15 protein-coding genes are annotated in these 15,604 nt (G+C 54.4%); 10 read left to right on the forward strand and 5 right to left on the reverse strand.

All coding sequences use genetic code 11. The annotated features are described in order from the left end of the window. Positions 1 to 541: 541 nt before the first annotated feature. The 7 genes from lepA to acpS all read left to right on the forward strand — a co-directional run bounded on the left by lepA (position 542) and on the right by acpS (position 7,044). Complete coding sequence (gene lepA / locus AC1RKC_RS13965) at positions 542 to 2,341, forward strand: translation elongation factor 4 (protein ID WP_020828257.1); 1,800 nt, start codon at positions 542 to 544, stop codon at positions 2,339 to 2,341. Between the two features lie 32 nt (positions 2,342 to 2,373). After that, positions 2,374 to 3,351, forward strand: coding sequence for a signal peptidase I (gene lepB / locus AC1RKC_RS13970; RefSeq protein ID WP_020828256.1), 978 nt, complete (start codon positions 2,374 to 2,376; stop codon positions 3,349 to 3,351). 182 nt (positions 3,352 to 3,533) lie between these two features. Further along, the gene (rnc, locus tag AC1RKC_RS13975; RefSeq protein ID WP_041414862.1) at positions 3,534 to 4,214 is read left to right on the forward strand and encodes a ribonuclease III; all 681 of its coding nucleotides are present in this window, start codon (positions 3,534 to 3,536) and stop codon (positions 4,212 to 4,214) included. Next, positions 4,211 to 5,119, forward strand: a complete 909-nt coding sequence (gene era, locus AC1RKC_RS13980) for a GTPase Era (protein WP_020828254.1) — start codon at positions 4,211 to 4,213, stop codon at positions 5,117 to 5,119. Before rnc ends, era begins: the two co-directional genes overlap by 4 nt. A gap of 8 nt (positions 5,120 to 5,127) precedes the next feature. Then, positions 5,128 to 5,859: a DNA repair protein RecO gene (gene recO / locus AC1RKC_RS13985; RefSeq protein ID WP_020828253.1), complete on the forward strand. Its 732-nt coding sequence runs from the start codon at positions 5,128 to 5,130 to the stop codon at positions 5,857 to 5,859. Positions 5,860 to 5,932: 73 nt separating this feature from the next. Then, positions 5,933 to 6,664 (forward strand): pyridoxine 5'-phosphate synthase, encoded by a 732-nt coding sequence (gene pdxJ / locus AC1RKC_RS13990; protein ID WP_046372886.1) that lies wholly within the window; start codon positions 5,933 to 5,935, stop codon positions 6,662 to 6,664. Beyond that, the gene (acpS, locus tag AC1RKC_RS13995; protein WP_020828251.1) at positions 6,664 to 7,044 is read left to right on the forward strand and encodes a holo-ACP synthase; all 381 of its coding nucleotides are present in this window, start codon (positions 6,664 to 6,666) and stop codon (positions 7,042 to 7,044) included. Before pdxJ ends, acpS begins: the two co-directional genes overlap by 1 nt. Before the next feature lie 63 nt (positions 7,045 to 7,107). On the opposite strand, the gene AC1RKC_RS14000 is transcribed toward acpS, so the two are convergent. The 3 genes from AC1RKC_RS14000 to AC1RKC_RS14010 all read right to left on the reverse strand — a co-directional run bounded on the left by AC1RKC_RS14000 (position 7,108) and on the right by AC1RKC_RS14010 (position 10,018). Further along, positions 7,108 to 7,368, reverse strand: a complete 261-nt coding sequence (locus tag AC1RKC_RS14000; protein WP_044554541.1) for a YfhL family 4Fe-4S dicluster ferredoxin — start codon at positions 7,366 to 7,368, stop codon at positions 7,108 to 7,110. Between the two features lie 128 nt (positions 7,369 to 7,496). Further along, a complete protein-coding gene (locus AC1RKC_RS14005) occupies positions 7,497 to 9,035 on the reverse strand; it encodes a phosphoethanolamine transferase family protein (RefSeq protein WP_493092619.1) in 1,539 nt (512 codons plus the stop codon). Between the two features lie 134 nt (positions 9,036 to 9,169). Next, a complete protein-coding gene (locus tag AC1RKC_RS14010; protein WP_041414843.1) occupies positions 9,170 to 10,018 on the reverse strand; it encodes a MurR/RpiR family transcriptional regulator in 849 nt (282 codons plus the stop codon). Positions 10,019 to 10,186: 168 nt separating this feature from the next. Between AC1RKC_RS14010 and murQ the strand changes: the two genes are divergently transcribed. Genes murQ through yfhb form a run of 3 tightly spaced genes read left to right on the forward strand, consistent with a single transcriptional unit; the run spans position 10,187 to position 13,126 of the window. Further along, complete coding sequence (gene murQ / locus AC1RKC_RS14015) at positions 10,187 to 11,080, forward strand: N-acetylmuramic acid 6-phosphate etherase (RefSeq protein WP_046372887.1); 894 nt, start codon at positions 10,187 to 10,189, stop codon at positions 11,078 to 11,080. 18 nt (positions 11,081 to 11,098) lie between these two features. Continuing rightward, entirely contained in the window at positions 11,099 to 12,466 is a 1,368-nt protein-coding gene (locus AC1RKC_RS14020; RefSeq protein WP_020828195.1) for a PTS transporter subunit EIIC, read from the forward strand. 3 nt (positions 12,467 to 12,469) lie between these two features. Then, complete coding sequence (gene yfhb / locus AC1RKC_RS14025) at positions 12,470 to 13,126, forward strand: phosphatidylglycerophosphatase C (protein ID WP_020828194.1); 657 nt, start codon at positions 12,470 to 12,472, stop codon at positions 13,124 to 13,126. A 40-nt stretch (positions 13,127 to 13,166) separates the two neighbouring features. Here the strand turns inward: yfhb and yiaY are convergent, their stop codons facing one another. Both yiaY and AC1RKC_RS14035 read right to left on the reverse strand, forming a co-directional pair. Continuing rightward, the gene (gene yiaY, locus AC1RKC_RS14030) at positions 13,167 to 14,318 is read right to left on the reverse strand and encodes an L-threonine dehydrogenase (protein ID WP_046372888.1); all 1,152 of its coding nucleotides are present in this window, start codon (positions 14,316 to 14,318) and stop codon (positions 13,167 to 13,169) included. A gap of 199 nt (positions 14,319 to 14,517) precedes the next feature. Beyond that, positions 14,518 to 15,570 (reverse strand): DUF2157 domain-containing protein, encoded by a 1,053-nt coding sequence (locus AC1RKC_RS14035; protein ID WP_197821599.1) that lies wholly within the window; start codon positions 15,568 to 15,570, stop codon positions 14,518 to 14,520. Positions 15,571 to 15,604 lie beyond the last annotated feature (34 nt).

Genomic DNA, 15,604 nt, shown 5'->3' on the forward strand with positions numbered 1-15,604 from the left:
TTGCACCTTCCAATCAATACGTAGAGATATGCTGGTGAACCCCGGTGGGCATGCCGATGTAGTGCCCTGAATTATGTTTTGTCACGGTGTTCACCTTCATTTCTATAGAAGCTACCGGGAGGCGTATATGGGGTTTTTCCTAAAGCCGGAGGGGTAGACGGCAATTCTAAGATATTGATCCAGATATTATTTAATCAATAACTCGGAGAGGGTTTATTGCGTTATTGGCGGTTATGTATTACTACCGGATCCCGCCGATGGCGGAGAAAGAAATGCAGAGGGCAACGGCTGTTGCAACGCGGTGTTGTGAGCACGCTGAGTTTTGTTAACATCAGCTTTCATAACCCGGGGCGCTCTGTAACATTAAAGTGCACATAATAGAATGCCTTCACTGCACCGATCGCTAGGTTTTCAGTGTTGTGACATGTAGAATGCAGCGATTCAGGCGCAAGACGGCCGAACCCATTCACTGTCGCTTTAGGTCCATGCGGGTTTCTATAGGCGAGTAATTCAGAAATACCAAGGCAGAAAAACTTTTATAATGAAGCATATACGAAATTTCTCCATTATTGCCCACATTGACCACGGTAAGTCGACGCTGTCCGACCGCATCATTCAAATTTGCGGTGGCTTGACCGAACGTGAAATGGCCGCGCAGGTGCTCGATTCTATGGATCTGGAGCGCGAGCGCGGTATTACCATCAAAGCGCAGAGCGTCACGCTGGATTATAAGGCGCAGGACGGTCAAACCTATCAGCTCAACTTTATCGACACCCCAGGGCACGTTGACTTCTCTTACGAAGTTTCGCGCTCACTGGCCGCCTGTGAGGGCGCGCTGCTGGTGGTCGATGCCGGGCAGGGCGTAGAAGCTCAGACTCTGGCTAACTGTTACACCGCGCTGGATATGGATCTGGAAGTGGTGCCGGTACTGAACAAAATTGACTTGCCGGCTGCCGATCCTGACCGCGCCGCGCAGGAAATTGAAGATATCGTAGGCATCGACGCGACCGACGCGGTGCGTTGTTCCGCCAAAACCGGTGTTGGCGTGCCGGAAGTGCTCGAACGCTTGGTGCGCGATATCCCGGGGCCGCAAGGCGATCCGGATGCGCCACTGCAGGCCCTGATCATCGACTCCTGGTTCGATAACTACCTCGGCGTAGTTTCCCTGGTGCGCGTTAAAAACGGCACCATGCGCAAGGGCGACAAGATTAAAGTCATGAGCACCGGCCAAACCTACAACGCCGATCGTCTGGGTATCTTCACGCCGAAGCGTGTCGATCGCGACGTGTTGAACTGTGGCGAAGTAGGCTGGTTGGTCTGCGCAATCAAAGACATCCTCGGTGCGCCGGTGGGTGATACCCTGACGTTGGCGCGCCAGCCGGCGGACAAAGCCTTGCCGGGCTTCAAAAAAGTGAAGCCGCAGGTTTATGCAGGCCTGTTCCCGATCAGCTCCGACGACTATGAGTCCTTCCGCGATGCGTTGGGCAAGCTGAGCCTGAACGACGCCTCCCTGTTCTATGAGCCAGAGAGCTCCACCGCGCTGGGCTTCGGCTTCCGTTGTGGCTTCCTCGGCCTGCTGCACATGGAGATCATCCAGGAACGTCTGGAACGTGAATACGATCTGGAGCTGATCACCACCGCACCGACGGTAGTGTATGAAGTGGAAACTACCAGCAAAGAGACGATTTACGTTGATAGCCCGTCCAAGCTGCCGCCACTGAACAATATCGAAGAGTTGCGTGAGCCGATCGCCGAATGTCACATGCTGATGCCGCAGGAATTCCTGGGTAACGTCATCACGCTGTGTATCGAAAAACGCGGCGTGCAAACCAACATGGTTTATCACGGCAATCAGGTTGCGCTGACTTACGAAATCCCGATGGCCGAAGTGGTACTCGACTTCTTCGACCGTCTGAAGTCTACGTCACGCGGTTATGCGTCGCTGGATTACAACTTCAAGCGCTTCCAGACCTCTGACATGGTGCGTGTCGACGTGCTGATCAACAACGAGCGTGTGGATGCGCTGGCGCTGATTACTCACCGCGACAATGCGCAATACCGCGGCCGCGAGCTGGTGGAGAAGATGAAAGAGCTGATCCCTCGTCAGCAGTTCGACATCGCCATTCAGGCGGCGATCGGCACCCATATCATCGCGCGCTCCACGGTGAAACAGCTGCGTAAAAACGTTCTGGCAAAATGCTACGGCGGCGACGTTAGCCGTAAGAAGAAGCTGTTGCAGAAACAGAAAGACGGTAAGAAACGTATGAAGCAGGTCGGTAACGTAGAGTTGCCGCAAGAAGCGTTCCTGGCCATTCTGCACGTTGGCAAAGACAGTAAGTAAGAGCGATTAGTTCGCGTAATTAGGGAGTTTGCATGGCGAATATGTTTGCCCTGATCCTGGCGCTGGCAACGTTGGCAACCGGGATCATTTGGGCCTTTGAGCGCTTTAGATGGGCGCCTGCCCGCCGCGCCAAGATTGCGGCGGTCAATGCACAAACTGCGGGCGCCGTGGACGATAAAACGCTGGCGAAAGTGGCAAAGCAGCCGGGTTGGATTGAAACTGGCGCGTCGGTGTTCCCGGTGTTGTTGCTGGTCTTTGTGGTGCGTTCGTTTATTTACGAACCTTTCCAGATTCCGTCCGGTTCGATGATGCCGACGTTGTTGATTGGCGATTTTATTCTGGTGGAGAAATATGCCTACGGCATTAAAGATCCTATTACCCAGACCACGCTAATTGAAACCGGTCATCCGAAACGCGGTGATATTGCGGTATTTAAATATCCGTTGGATCCGAAATTGGATTATATCAAGCGCGTAGTCGGCTTGCCTGGCGACCGTGTAAGTTACGATCCGGTCAATAAGCGCGTAACCGTTCAGCCATCCTGTAATAGCGGTCAGTCATGCGATACCGCGTTAGCGGTGACTTACAACGATGCGCAGCCAAGCGACTTTGTTCAATTGTTCAGCCGCAGCGGTATGGGCGAAGCCAGCAACGGCTTTTACCAGATCCCGTTGAGCGACAACGTGCCGCAGGGCGGTATCCGTCTGCGTGAACGCCAGGAGACGCTGGGCTCGGTTTCTCACCATATTCTGACCGTGCCAGGCACGCAGGATCAGGTGGGCGCTTACTACCAGCAGCCGGGTAAACAGTTGGCGGAATGGGTTGTCCCGGCGGGTCATTACTTCATGATGGGTGATAACCGCGACAACAGCGCCGACAGCCGTTACTGGGGCTTCGTACCGGAGAAAAATCTGGTGGGTAAAGCCACGGCTATCTGGATGAGTTTTGAAAAGCAGGAAGGCGAATGGCCTACCGGCGTAAGATTTAGCCGCATCGGTGGAATTCATTAATCAGGCGTCTATAAACGCAGCATTATATTTCCACTCGTTGTAGAATACCGGCTCGAGCGATAAAAAGTTGGCTCCCTGTTGGGAGCCACTGCAAACGAAACAGCTTTGGATTGGCTTTCGGCGAAGCAGGCCTGTTCCGTATGCTGCAAGTTTTTGACGCATTCTTGATCTATTGGTAACTCATGAACCCCATCGTAATAAATAGGCTACAGCGGAAGCTGGGCTACACTTTTCAACAGCAGGAGCTCTTACTGCAAGCGTTAACTCACCGTAGCGCCAGCAGTAAACACAATGAACGTCTTGAGTTTCTGGGTGACTCTATTCTTAGTTTTGTCATCGCCAATGCGCTCTACCATCGTTTTCCTCGCGTAGACGAGGGCGATATGAGCCGCATGCGTGCCACGCTGGTGCGCGGCAATACGCTGGCGGAGATGGGCCGCGAGTTCGATCTGGGCGAATGTCTTCGCCTCGGGCCGGGTGAGTTGAAAAGTGGTGGATTCCGCCGCGAATCAATCCTGGCGGATACGGTGGAAGCTTTAATTGGCGGCGTGTTCCTGGATAGCGATATTCAAACTGTTGAACGACTGATTTTGGACTGGTATCGCAGCCGGTTGGACGAAATCAGCCCCGGTGATAAGCAGAAAGACCCCAAAACCCGTTTACAGGAGTTTTTGCAAGGTCGTCATCTGCCATTACCTTCTTATCTGGTGGTGCAGGTTCGCGGTGAGGCGCACGATCAGGAGTTTACTATCCACTGTCAGGTGAGTGGTTTGAGCGAACCCGTGATGGGTACCGGCTCAAGCCGTCGTAAAGCCGAGCAGGCGGCAGCGGAACAAGCGCTGAAAAATCTGGAGCTTGAATGAGCGAAGTAAAACAATACTGTGGTTTTATTGCGATAGTCGGTCGTCCCAACGTGGGCAAATCCACGTTGCTGAACCAACTGCTGGGGCAAAAAGTCTCCATCACCTCGCGTAAACCGCAGACGACCCGTCACCGCATTATGGGTATCGACACCGATGGCGCCTATCAGGCCATTTACGTCGACACCCCGGGTCTGCACATCGAAGAAAAGCGCGCCATCAACCGTTTGATGAACCGCGCCGCCAGCAGCTCAATCGGCGACGTCGAGCTGGTGATCTTCGTAGTTGAAGGCACTAACTGGACCGCCGACGATGAAATGGTGGTCAACAAACTGCGCAGCCTGAAATGCCCGGTTGTGCTGGCGATCAACAAGGTCGACAACGTCACCGACAAGTCCAAGCTGTTGCCGCACATTGCGTTCCTCAGCCAACAGATGAACTTCCTCGATGTGGTGCCAATCTCTGCGGAGAAAGGCATGAATGTCGATACCATCGCCGCTATCGCGCGCAAGGTATTGCCGGAAGCGGAACACCACTTCCCGGACGATTACATCACCGACCGTTCCCAGCGCTTTATGGCGTCGGAAATCATCCGTGAAAAGCTGATGCGTTTCCTGGGTGAAGAGTTGCCTTACTCGGTGACGGTTGAGATCGAACAGTTTGTGCCGAACGAGCGCGGTGGTTACAACGTGCACGGTCTGATCCTGGTTGAGCGCGAAGGCCAGAAGAAAATGGTCATCGGCAACAAAGGTGCGAAGATCAAAACCATCGGTATTGAAGCCCGTCAGGACATGGAACAGATGTTTGAAACCAAAGTGCATTTGGAACTGTGGGTGAAAGTGAAATCGGGCTGGGCGGACGACGAACGTGCGTTGCGTAGCCTGGGCTATACCGACGATCTGAAATAACCTCTCCAATGGACGGCTGGGAGCGCGCTTTCGTCCTGCATGGACGACCGTACAGTGAAACTAGCCTGATGCTGGATATGTTCACGGAAGGTCATGGACGGGTGCGCTTGCTGGCAAAAGGCGCGCGCAGCCGTCGTTCTAATCTGAAGGGTTGTCTGCAGCCCTTTACCCCTCTGTTAGTACGCTGGGGCGGTCGTGGCGAAGTCAAAACGCTGCGTAACGCCGAAGCGGTGTCCCTAGGTTTACCTCTCAGCGGCATGATGCTGTACAGCGGCCTCTACGTGAATGAGCTGCTGTCACGGGTGCTTGAGCAGGAAGCCAATTACTCGGTATTGTTCTTCGACTATCTGCAATGTTTGCAGGCGCTGGCGGCAGAAGACGTTTCGCCGGAGCAGGCACTGCGCCAGTTCGAATTGGCCTTGCTGAATCACCTGGGTTACGGTCTGGACTTCCTGCACTGCGCCGGCAGCGGTCTGCCGGTCGATGACGGCATGACCTACCGCTACCGTGAGGAAAAAGGCTTTATCGCCAGCCTGGTGGTGGATCACTACAGCTTTACCGGCCGCGAATTACGCGCACTGGCGGAGCGTCAGTTCCCTGATGTGCAAACCTTGCGTGCCGCCAAGCGTTTTACCCGCATGGCGCTAAAACCCTACCTGGGCGGTAAGCCGCTCAAGAGCCGCGAGCTGTTCCGTCAGTTTGTCCGTAAACAGCCGGATACGCCGGTCGACGACGCCTGACCTTTTCTCCTTTTGCGCTACTGCACCCGCGTGTAAACTACGGCCACTGAAAATCGTTTTTTAGAGGGTTGTCATGGCTGATTTGCTGCTGGGCGTCAATATCGATCACATCGCCACGTTACGTAACGCGCGCGGAACCCAATATCCGGATCCTGTTCAGGCGGCATTTATTGCCGAGCAAGCAGGGGCTGACGGGATCACGGTGCACCTGCGCGAAGACCGTCGTCATATCACCGATCGCGATGTTCGCATTTTGCGCCAGACCATCCAGACGCGAATGAATCTGGAAATGGCCGTGACCGATGAAATGGTGGATATCGCCGTTGAGCTGAAACCGCACTTTTGCTGTCTGGTACCGGAAAAACGCGAAGAAGTGACTACCGAAGGTGGGCTGGACGTTGCCGGGCAGCAGGAAAAAATGGCCATCGCCGTTGAACGCTTGGCGCAGGCCGGTATTCTGGTTTCGCTGTTTATCGATCCCGATCATCGCCAAATTGATGCAGCGGTCGCGGTGGGCGCCCCTTACATTGAAATTCATACCGGCGCTTATGCGGAAGCTGAAGGCGAACTGGCGGTCAAAGCCGAGCTGCATCGTATCGCCGTTGCCGCCACCTACGCCGCAGAGAAAGGCCTGAAGGTCAACGCTGGCCACGGCCTGACTTACCATAACGTTCAGCCGATCGCGGCCCTGCCGGAAATGCATGAGCTGAATATCGGTCATGCGATTATCGGCCAGGCGGTCATGTGCGGCCTGCCGGCGGCGGTGACGGATATGAAACTGCTGATGCGTGAAGCGCGTCGCTAATGGCCGTACTGGGGCTGGGCACCGATATCGTTGAAATGGCGCGTATCGAAGCGGTTGTCGAGCGCAGCGGCGATCGCCTGGCGCGTCGCGTACTGAGCGATGCCGAATGGGAAGTGTATCAGCAGCATCAGCAGCCGGTGCGCTTTCTTGCCAAGCGTTTTGCAGTGAAAGAAGCTGCCGCCAAGGCCTTCGGCACCGGGATACGAAACGGATTGGCGTTTAATCAGTTTGAAGTGTTCAACGACGGTCTCGGCAAGCCGAATATCCGCTTGCATGCTCGCGCCGCCGAGCTGGCGCAGCAAATGGGGGTGACCTCCATTCACGTTTCGCTGGCAGATGAACGCCGTTATGCTTGCGCGACGGTGATTATCGAAGGGTAAGCCGGCGATCGGCCATGAAAAAAAGGGCGCCTGTTGGCGCCCTTGTCGATCTGAATTTCTGTGTCACAGCCGATCGGCATGATGCAGCACCACAAATTTGTCCCACAGCTGTTCGTTGGTTTCGCGGTGCTCTGGATTGACGATAATGGTGTTGTCGATCGGGCACACCTGCTGGCAGGTTGGGATATCGTAATGACCGACGCATTCGGTACAGCGATCGGTATCGATCTGGTAGATATCATCGCCCATCGAAATGGCCTGATTTGGGCATTCCGGTTCGCACATGTCGCAGTTGATGCATTTTTTGGTAATCAGCAGTGCCATTTCAGTTATCTTTTAATCGGTGCACACGAACAGGCGCGCAATCTATCATAAAACCCATTTTATTGGGCGTTTTTCCACCGGCGCCCGCCAATGCGTTGCTGCAGAGCGCTCACCCCTTGAGATGGCCGTCATAATAACTCTGGCGGGTCATTGGCCAACTGATCGAAATCAACCATTTCCTGACCATTGAAAGTAGGCCGCTTACCAGGCCCTGCTACTCGCGTATTCAGTTCTGGATGAGTCACGACTATGCCTGCCTGCCGGGCAAAAAGACGGATAAACTCAAAGGCACTGTGTGGCTCGTCAACAAAGATACGTTGGCGATCGGTATCAGAAAGCACCAAGAGCGGGACTTCGAAATTCTGTCGTGTATCGCCGCTATGTCGCAGATACACTTTGCCATCAATAGTTCGCTGAGAGAGACCGTGATCAGAAAAATAGATTAATTTAAACGGTGAATGGGTATCTTGCAGCATTTGGTAAGTATGTTCGATGAACCTATCCGTCTTGCGGTAGGTGGAAAGGTAGCAGGCGAGCTCAGTATTGCTGCTGGTGAAAACCGGCGGCTCACCACCGAGTCGTTCGCAAAAGTCAGAATGCGAACCCATAATATGCAGAACATATAGGTTGCCCGGTGAGTTGTTAGCCAACGCGTTTTGTAACAATGGCAGCAGTTCATCATCATCGGTGTTACGCGATTGATAATCTCCTTTTTTCAGGAACTGATACTCATCACTGAACATGGCTATTTTGGATACCGGTGCATCAAATTGACCAAGCAGTCCCTGATTGGAAAACCAATAAGTATGTAATCCTGCTGCTTTTGCCAACGTGACAATATTATCTGAGATATAGCTGATTTTTCCGTCGCTCAGTGCCAGAGTTCTCGGCAGGGATTCGAAGGTGTTCGGCGCGGTAGAAATATAATTACTGTAAAAGGTGCCGTTTACGCGATCCAAAAATGGGGTTGTTGACGTCGGGTACCCAAATAAGGACATATAATCCCTGCGCATGCTCTCACCCACTATAATGACATAGTTAGTCTGATTACTATTTACGCTATCAATAGTCCAGCGGGGCTTGGCCAGCATGCCTGCATTGATTTCTATCATTTGCCGATTATAGCTTTGGTATGAGGACATCAATGAGGAAAAAAAATCTATCAACTTAATATTTCCGGCGTTTCCACTGAGTATTCTGGCAAACAGTACCACAATTAAAATCAGAAAAAACGGCATAGCCTTACGCGCCGAGAGCGGTTGACGCCAGCAATAGCGGGCGAGAAGAAACAGCATCATCAGTGTAGCGAAGGGTAACAGATAACAGCCTGTCGGTATGGCATGCAGGAATTCGACGGCCTCGACCCTGTTGGTTTGAAACAGCGCCGAGACCACTGCAACGGAAGGTGGGCCATATACCATGCCGACAGGGGCATAGATAGCACAAAGTATAATGTAGGGAATGACCAGGATATACCGAGTGAGAGGAGAAGTAGACAATAATAATAGCGTAAGGGAAATAAAAATAATATCAATCCCTTTACCGCCGCCGTAGCCCATCGATTTTATTAATATCAACGAAGTGACAACGAAAAGTAATAAATCTCGGAGTGCGTAAAGTGTTACGGATGTGTGGAGTTTATTTAGAATGGCTGTGTGTGTTTTCATTAAGCTCAATTGTCAATATATTGCTGTCCATGCCAGTTCAAACCCTGCTCGGAATTTGAACAATAAGAGCCACGTACTCTATTATTAGATAGGTTTTTTATACCTGGATATTTGTGGCCCGGACATTATACGGCTCAGACGAGTTTTTTCATTAATTGTTCGCTGTGTTTGATGCGTTCGGGGGCGCGATCGAGATCGTGCTGAATTAAAGCCATAAACAGCAGGTCGGTGAGGGCGTATTGAGCGGTACTGGAAGAAATGGCAGCGCTGCGGGTATTGGGCTCTTCGGCAATGGTATACAAACAGTGATCGGCACGTTGCTGCAGGCCGTTGGGTGAAAAACTGGTGAGCGCCAGCACTTTTGCGCCGGCAATGCGGGCTTCTTCCGCCGCCAGATTGATTTCCCGCCGTTCACCGCTGAACGAAATTGCCAGCAATAAATCCCGCTTATCCAGCGCCTGAACCGCCGCCAGCTGAACGTGCATATCCTGCTCGGCTACGGCAATAACGCCGATTTTCAACAGCTTGTATGAGAAGTCCTTGGCGACCAATCCGGAAGCGCCGATCCCCAATAAAATAACCCTCCGCGCCTGACGCAGCATTTCCAACGCTTGATGCAGGCGCTCTTCACTGTTGATATCCAGCGTGGCGCGCAGTGCAGCCTGCTTTTCCACCAACAGTTTTTCGCCGACGGCTTTCAACGAGTCGCTACTGAGGATCTGGTTATGCACCGTGACCACAGGTTCTTTCTGCGGCTGGGCTAGCGTTTCACTCAGCGCCAACTTTAGCGCCGGAAAGCCTTTGTAGCCCATCTTCTGAGCAAACTTCACCACGCTCGACTGGCTGATGCCGGCCAGTTGAGCCAGCTTCTGCGAACTGAGATGGCGTGCCTGCTCCGCGTTATGCAGCAGAAAGTCCGCCAGCTTGCGGTCATTTTGAGCCAGAGTTGGATACATCTGGCGAATACGAAGAAGGGTACTCATTCATTTTTCCCTTGAGGCCAGCGGCCATTCTGCCACGTGGGAGGCGAAAACGCGCGGTGAAAATTTTTTGTGAGCGAGACTTTAAAATAGCAAAAAGCGCTCGCTTTGTTGAATAAAATATTCAAATAATGATTTAAGTTTGTGAATTAAAAATTCAAAGGTGAAGAGATGAATTTAGGCGCATTAGTATCCGAAAGCCGCAACCCGGCCACGCTTCGACTCGACGAGATGACAACGTTGGAAATGGTGAAGTGCTTCAATCAGGAAGACCGCAAGGTGCCGGAGGCGATAGAAAAGGTGTTGCCTGCCATTGCACAGGCAGTGGACCTGGCGGCGGCGGCATTGAAGGCGGGCGGTCGGCTGATTTATCTCGGTGCCGGGACCAGCGGCCGCCTTGGCGTGTTGGATGCCTCTGAATGCCCACCAACCTTCGGCGTGCCGCACGGCATGGTCATCGGGTTGATTGCCGGCGGTCCGGGTGCGTTGCTCAAAGCGGTAGAAGGCGCGGAGGATGATGCGGCGTTGGGTGAAGCCGATCTTATCGCACTGGATTTGACCGCGACCGACATGGTGGTGGGGCTGGCGGCTTCCGGGCGCACCCCTTATGTGATTGGTGCGCTGCGCTATGCGCGACAACTGGGCTGCCCGACGGCGGCAATCTCCTGCAATCCGGACTCACCGATCGCCCATGAAGCGCAGGTGGCGATTTCGCCAGTAGTGGGACCAGAGGCCCTGACGGGGTCCACTCGGCTGAAGTCGGGCACCGCGCAGAAGCTGGTGTTGAACATGTTGTCGACCGGGGCGATGGTCAAACTGGGGAAGGTCTACCAAAACCTGATGGTGGATGTAAAAGCCACCAACGTCAAACTGGTGGATCGTGCCTGCCGCATCGTGGTGGAGGCCACCGGTGCTGAACGCAGTCAGGCCGAAGCGGCGCTGACACAGACTGGTTTTGAGGTTAAACCGGCAATCCTGATGATTCTGGCCGGCGTCGACGCTGAAGAGGCGCAGTTGCGCTTAAAGCAGCACGACGGCTATTTACGCGCGGCGTTGACGCGCTAACGACACCTGGGGCGGGCGATGGACAAAACAACGGCACTGGCAACACAGATTCTGGCAGGCATTGGTGGGGAAGGGAATATCCTCAGGCTGGAGAACTGCATGACACGGGTACGCGTCGAGGTTAGCGACGAGCAACGCCTTGATCTGGCGGCGCTCAAGCAGTTGCCAGGCGTCAAAGGCTATATCAAACAGGGCGAACAGCATCAGTTCATTGTCGGGCCCGGCGCCGCCGCCAAAGTGGTGGACGCGATGCGCTCATTGCTCACGGGGGCCCCTGCGGTTGCGGCTGCTGGGGACAACATCGCCCGCAACAAGGCGCAGGCCAAGCAGAAATATGCCGCGCCGATGAGCGGTGCGCTGAAAAAGCTGGCCGATGTCTTTATCCCTTTGATCCCGGCTTTCATCGCCTCTGGCCTGATTACCGGCATCATCAACTTGTTAAAGCGGCCGGACATTGCCGGCGAACTGGCGGTGAATTACCCCAACGTGCTCGGGCTGCTGGCCATTTTCGGCAGCGCGGTGTTTGCCATTATGAATATTTTGGTGGGGGTTAACGCCGCACGGGTGTTTGGCGGTTCGCAGGCCATGGGCGGTGTGATGGCCGGGATTCTCTCAAGCCCGGCATTGGCGCAGATCACTTTGTTCGGCGAAGCGCTGCAGCCGGGGCGTGGCGGGGTGATTGCCGTGCTGTTGGTGGTGGCGTTGATGTGCTGGGTCGAAAAACGCCTGCGCAACTGGCTGCCGGAGTCGATTGAGCTGATCCTAAACCCGCTGATCACCACCTTGGTGACCGCATCCCTGGCTATTGTGATCCTGCAGCCGTTGGGCGGTTATATTTCAGACGTGATTGCCCACGGCGCCAATCTGGCAATCGACAAAGGTGGCTTACTGGTGGGCGCGGTGCTGTCCGGGCTGTTTCTGCCGCTGGTGCTGTCCGGTTTGCATCAGGGCCTGGTGCCGATCCACGTCGAACTGGTTCAGGCGCATGGTTCCAACCCGTTATTGCCTATTTTGGCGATGGCCGGGGTTGGGCAGGTCGGGGCCGCGTTGGCGGTATTGATGAAAACCCGCAATGCGCGCCTCAAAAAGGTCATCAAAGGGGCGTTGCCGGTCGGCATTCTCGGTATTGGCGAACCCTTGATTTTTGGTGTCACTCTGCCGCTGGGCAAACCTTTTATTGCCGCCTGTCTCGGCGGTGCGGTGGGCGGGGCGCTGATCAGCTATTGGAAAGTGGCAACGGTGATTACCTTTGGCATCTCGGGTTTACCTTTGGCGTTAACCATCGTCTCGGGTAAGGTGATGTTGTATCTGACCGGCCTGGTGATTACCATTGCCGCTGGATTTATTTTCACCTGGATAATGGGATTCAACGATCCTGAGGAGTAGCCCTTGAGCGAGAAACAGAGCCAGCAGGCCGGGGAAGGCCGCCGCGTGGTGTTCTTTGATCTGGACGGCACGCTGCATCAGGAAGACATGTTTGGCAGTTTCTTGCGTTTTTTGCTGCGCCATCTGCCGTTGAATCTGCTGCTGGTGGTGCCGCTGCTGCCGGTTGTCGGGTTGGCGCTGCTGGTGATGGGCCGTGCAGCCCGTTGGCCAATGAGCGTACTGCTGTGGTCGATCACCTTTGGGCGTTCGGAGGCCAGGTTAAAGGCGCTGGAGCAGCGTTTTGTGACTTATTTCCGCAATAAGGTGACCGCTTTCCCGGTGGTGCAAATGCGTTTGCGGCAGTACCTCGAGGCGCATGATGCGCAGGTATGGTTGATTACCGGTTCACCGGAACGGCTGGTGGAGCAGGTGTATCAGGATTCGGCCTTTCTGCCGCAGATTCACTTGGTGGGCAGCCGCATCCTGCGGCGTTACGGTGGTTGGGTGCTGGCTTTACGTTGCCTGGGAGTCCAGAAGGTGACGCAGTTGGAACAACGTCTAGGCACGCCGCTTAAGCTGTATAGCGGCTATAGCGACAGCAAGCAGGATAACCCGCTGTTGTATTTCTGCGAGCACCGCTGGCGAGTCAGTAAACTGGGTGAGCTGCAGCAGTTGGAATAACCAAAGGGCGGATTTTCCGCCCTTTGCCGTTTTTGATGACTTACATTGCCGCGCGGAAAATGGCGACAATCTGCGCGTGAGTGGCCTGTATTGGGTTAGTGAAGCCGCAAGCGTCTTTCAGCGCGTTGGTGGCCAGCGTATCCAGATCCTGTTCTTTCACCTGCAAATCACGCAGCCCGGCCGGGATGCCAACGTCTTGCGCCAGTAACCGAATGGCGGCAATACAGGCCGCGGCACCCTGCTGGTCATTAAGGTAGCTTACATCCAGCCCCATGGCGGCGGCGATATCTTTCAGGCGAGACGCACAAACGCTGGCGTTAAATTCCTGCACGTGTGGCAGCAACACCGCATTACACACCCCATGCGGCAGATCGTAGAAACCGCCGAGCTGGTGCGCCATCGCATGCACATAACCGAGAGAGGCGTTGTTGAAGGCCATCCCAGCAAGGAATTGGGCATAGGCCATATTTTCGCGCGCTTGCATATTGCTGCCGTCGGCGACTGCGTCGCGCAGCGATTCGGCGATCATGGTGACGGCTTTCAACGCGCAGGCATCGGTAATCGGGTTGGCGGCGCTGGAAACGTAGGCTTCAATCGCGTGGGTTAAGGCATCCATCCCGGTGGCGGCGGTCAGGCCTTTCGGCATCCCGGCCATCAGATGCGGATCGTTTACCGACAGGATCGGCGTAACGTGTTTGTCGACAATCGCCATTTTTATGTGGCGTGCTTCATCGGTGATGATGCAAAAACGGGTCATTTCAGAGGCGGTGCCGGCGGTGGTATTGATGGCGATCATCGGCAACTGCGGTTTTGCAGAGCGGTCTACGCCTTCATAGTCCTTGATGTCGCCGCCGTTGGTGGCCAGCAGCGCGATGCCTTTGGCGCAATCGTGCGGTGAGCCGCCCCCCAGGGAGATCACGCAGTCGCATTGATGCTCTTGCAGCAGGGCCAGGCCCTGTTTCACGTTCAGCGTGGTGGGGTTAGGGTGAGTGCCGTCATAAACGCAGCTTTCGATCTGTTGTGCGGTCAGCAACTGTTGAACCTGAGCCACTACGCCAATGTTATTCAACACTTTGTCGGTCACGATCAACGCTCGGCGCAACCCCTGTTGTTTCATGGTCTTTGCCGCTTCGTCCAGACAGCCGGAGCCAATCATATTGACGGAAGGGATAAAGAAAGTTGAGGCAGCCATAAATCACTCCTGGATAAAAGCTTTATTGCTTGCCTCAAACACTACTCCGCTAATTATTAAGTCATCATGATCTATCGCAACATCAAGGTGGTTAGGTCAGGTGATTGATTTAGTTTTAGTTTAACCATTTACACTTTGTGGGTTTAACCCGATTAGAGTCAAACCCAGCAGTAACTCTTACCGTTAAAACCGCATGGGTTCAATCATCGGTTTGGTCGTGCGGCTTACGGCCCAATTGCCAGACTTTTTCCGCGTAATGCCCTAGCGCCCATAGGCTCAGGCCGAGCACCACAAAGAAAATTGCCTTGGGCATGGCGTTCCAGAAAAATTCGAAGAAGCGGGTATAAAGGTTAATACCGAGGAAGGTCAACCCAAACCCACGCAGCATGGCATCGTCGCGTTTCAGCCCCAGCCAGATGCACCCGACGGCGGCGATGCCGAACAACAGACCCCAGTGGAGCAGTTCAATCTGGCGTGCGTTATACCAGCTGTCGAGATCGCCGTAATTACCAAAGATCGACAACAGCCACAGCGCGATGAACAGATACAGCAAGCCCATCGCCAGCGAAACTCGCTCCAGTCCACGGCGAGCGAGCAGTGGTTGCAACAGCAGCGCCGCGGCGATCAGCACCACGCCAAAGGCGATAAAGCGAATCGGGAAACTCATGCCCAGCCAATAAGCGCCCCAGCCGGACAGATAGCCGGTCTCGGCACCAAAAGCGTTGCCGAGCGACAGCAGTGCAAACCACCACACCAGCCCTGAGCGGCCGCACCAGCCAATTACGCCATACAGCAGCGCAGCGAACATCAGCAGCAATGAAACTCGGCCACTGCCGTTATCCAGCCAGACCCCCATTTGCCACAGGGCGCAGGCGGTGAACAGCACGGCAACGAACAAGGCGGCTTCATTACCATAGCGTTTCTCCGGATGTTGACTGCGACGGTTCAGCGCCCAGACATAGCAAAGAGCGGCTAACATGGCGGCAATTATCATACGTACCGGCGCATCGAAACGGAACAATTCACCCAAGCGGTAAAGTAACATGCTGTCGGCGAACAGGCTGCTTATGGCAATCACCAGCGAAGCCAGCGCGGCGAGAAATGCATAACGTGCCAGCCGTCGCCAGTCGAAGGGTTGTACTTCAACGTGTTGCAGCAGCTGTTGCTGCTGTTGCGCCGTTAGCGCACCTTCATCTACCCAGCCGTCCAGTGCTTTGCGCACGATGGTGGCGTTCTTCTTGCTGAATTTCATGTTTTCTATCCTTGAAAAACACTGTTAATAGACA

This window comes from Serratia sp. GW822-FHT06E05 (assembly GCF_058799445.1).

Excerpts from the sequence above, each read along its gene's own strand:
- lepA (WP_020828257.1), top strand. The coding sequence starts at position 542 with ATGAAGCATATACGAAATTTCTCCATTATTGCCCACATTGACCACGGT.
- lepB (WP_020828256.1), top strand. The coding sequence starts at position 2,374 with ATGGCGAATATGTTTGCCCTGATCCTGGCGCTGGCAACGTTGGCAACC.
- rnc (WP_041414862.1), top strand. The coding sequence starts at position 3,534 with ATGAACCCCATCGTAATAAATAGGCTACAGCGGAAGCTGGGCTACACT.
- era (WP_020828254.1), top strand. The coding sequence starts at position 4,211 with ATGAGCGAAGTAAAACAATACTGTGGTTTTATTGCGATAGTCGGTCGT.
- recO (WP_020828253.1), top strand. The coding sequence starts at position 5,128 with ATGGACGGCTGGGAGCGCGCTTTCGTCCTGCATGGACGACCGTACAGT.
- pdxJ (WP_046372886.1), top strand. The coding sequence starts at position 5,933 with ATGGCTGATTTGCTGCTGGGCGTCAATATCGATCACATCGCCACGTTA.
- acpS (WP_020828251.1), top strand. The coding sequence starts at position 6,664 with ATGGCCGTACTGGGGCTGGGCACCGATATCGTTGAAATGGCGCGTATC.
- AC1RKC_RS14000 (WP_044554541.1), bottom strand. The coding sequence starts at position 7,368 with ATGGCACTGCTGATTACCAAAAAATGCATCAACTGCGACATGTGCGAA.
- AC1RKC_RS14005 (WP_493092619.1), bottom strand. The coding sequence starts at position 9,035 with ATGAAAACACACACAGCCATTCTAAATAAACTCCACACATCCGTAACA.
- AC1RKC_RS14010 (WP_041414843.1), bottom strand. The coding sequence starts at position 10,018 with ATGAGTACCCTTCTTCGTATTCGCCAGATGTATCCAACTCTGGCTCAA.
- murQ (WP_046372887.1), top strand. The coding sequence starts at position 10,187 with ATGAATTTAGGCGCATTAGTATCCGAAAGCCGCAACCCGGCCACGCTT.
- AC1RKC_RS14020 (WP_020828195.1), top strand. The coding sequence starts at position 11,099 with ATGGACAAAACAACGGCACTGGCAACACAGATTCTGGCAGGCATTGGT.
- yiaY (WP_046372888.1), bottom strand. The coding sequence starts at position 14,318 with ATGGCTGCCTCAACTTTCTTTATCCCTTCCGTCAATATGATTGGCTCC.
- AC1RKC_RS14035 (WP_197821599.1), bottom strand. The coding sequence starts at position 15,570 with ATGAAATTCAGCAAGAAGAACGCCACCATCGTGCGCAAAGCACTGGAC.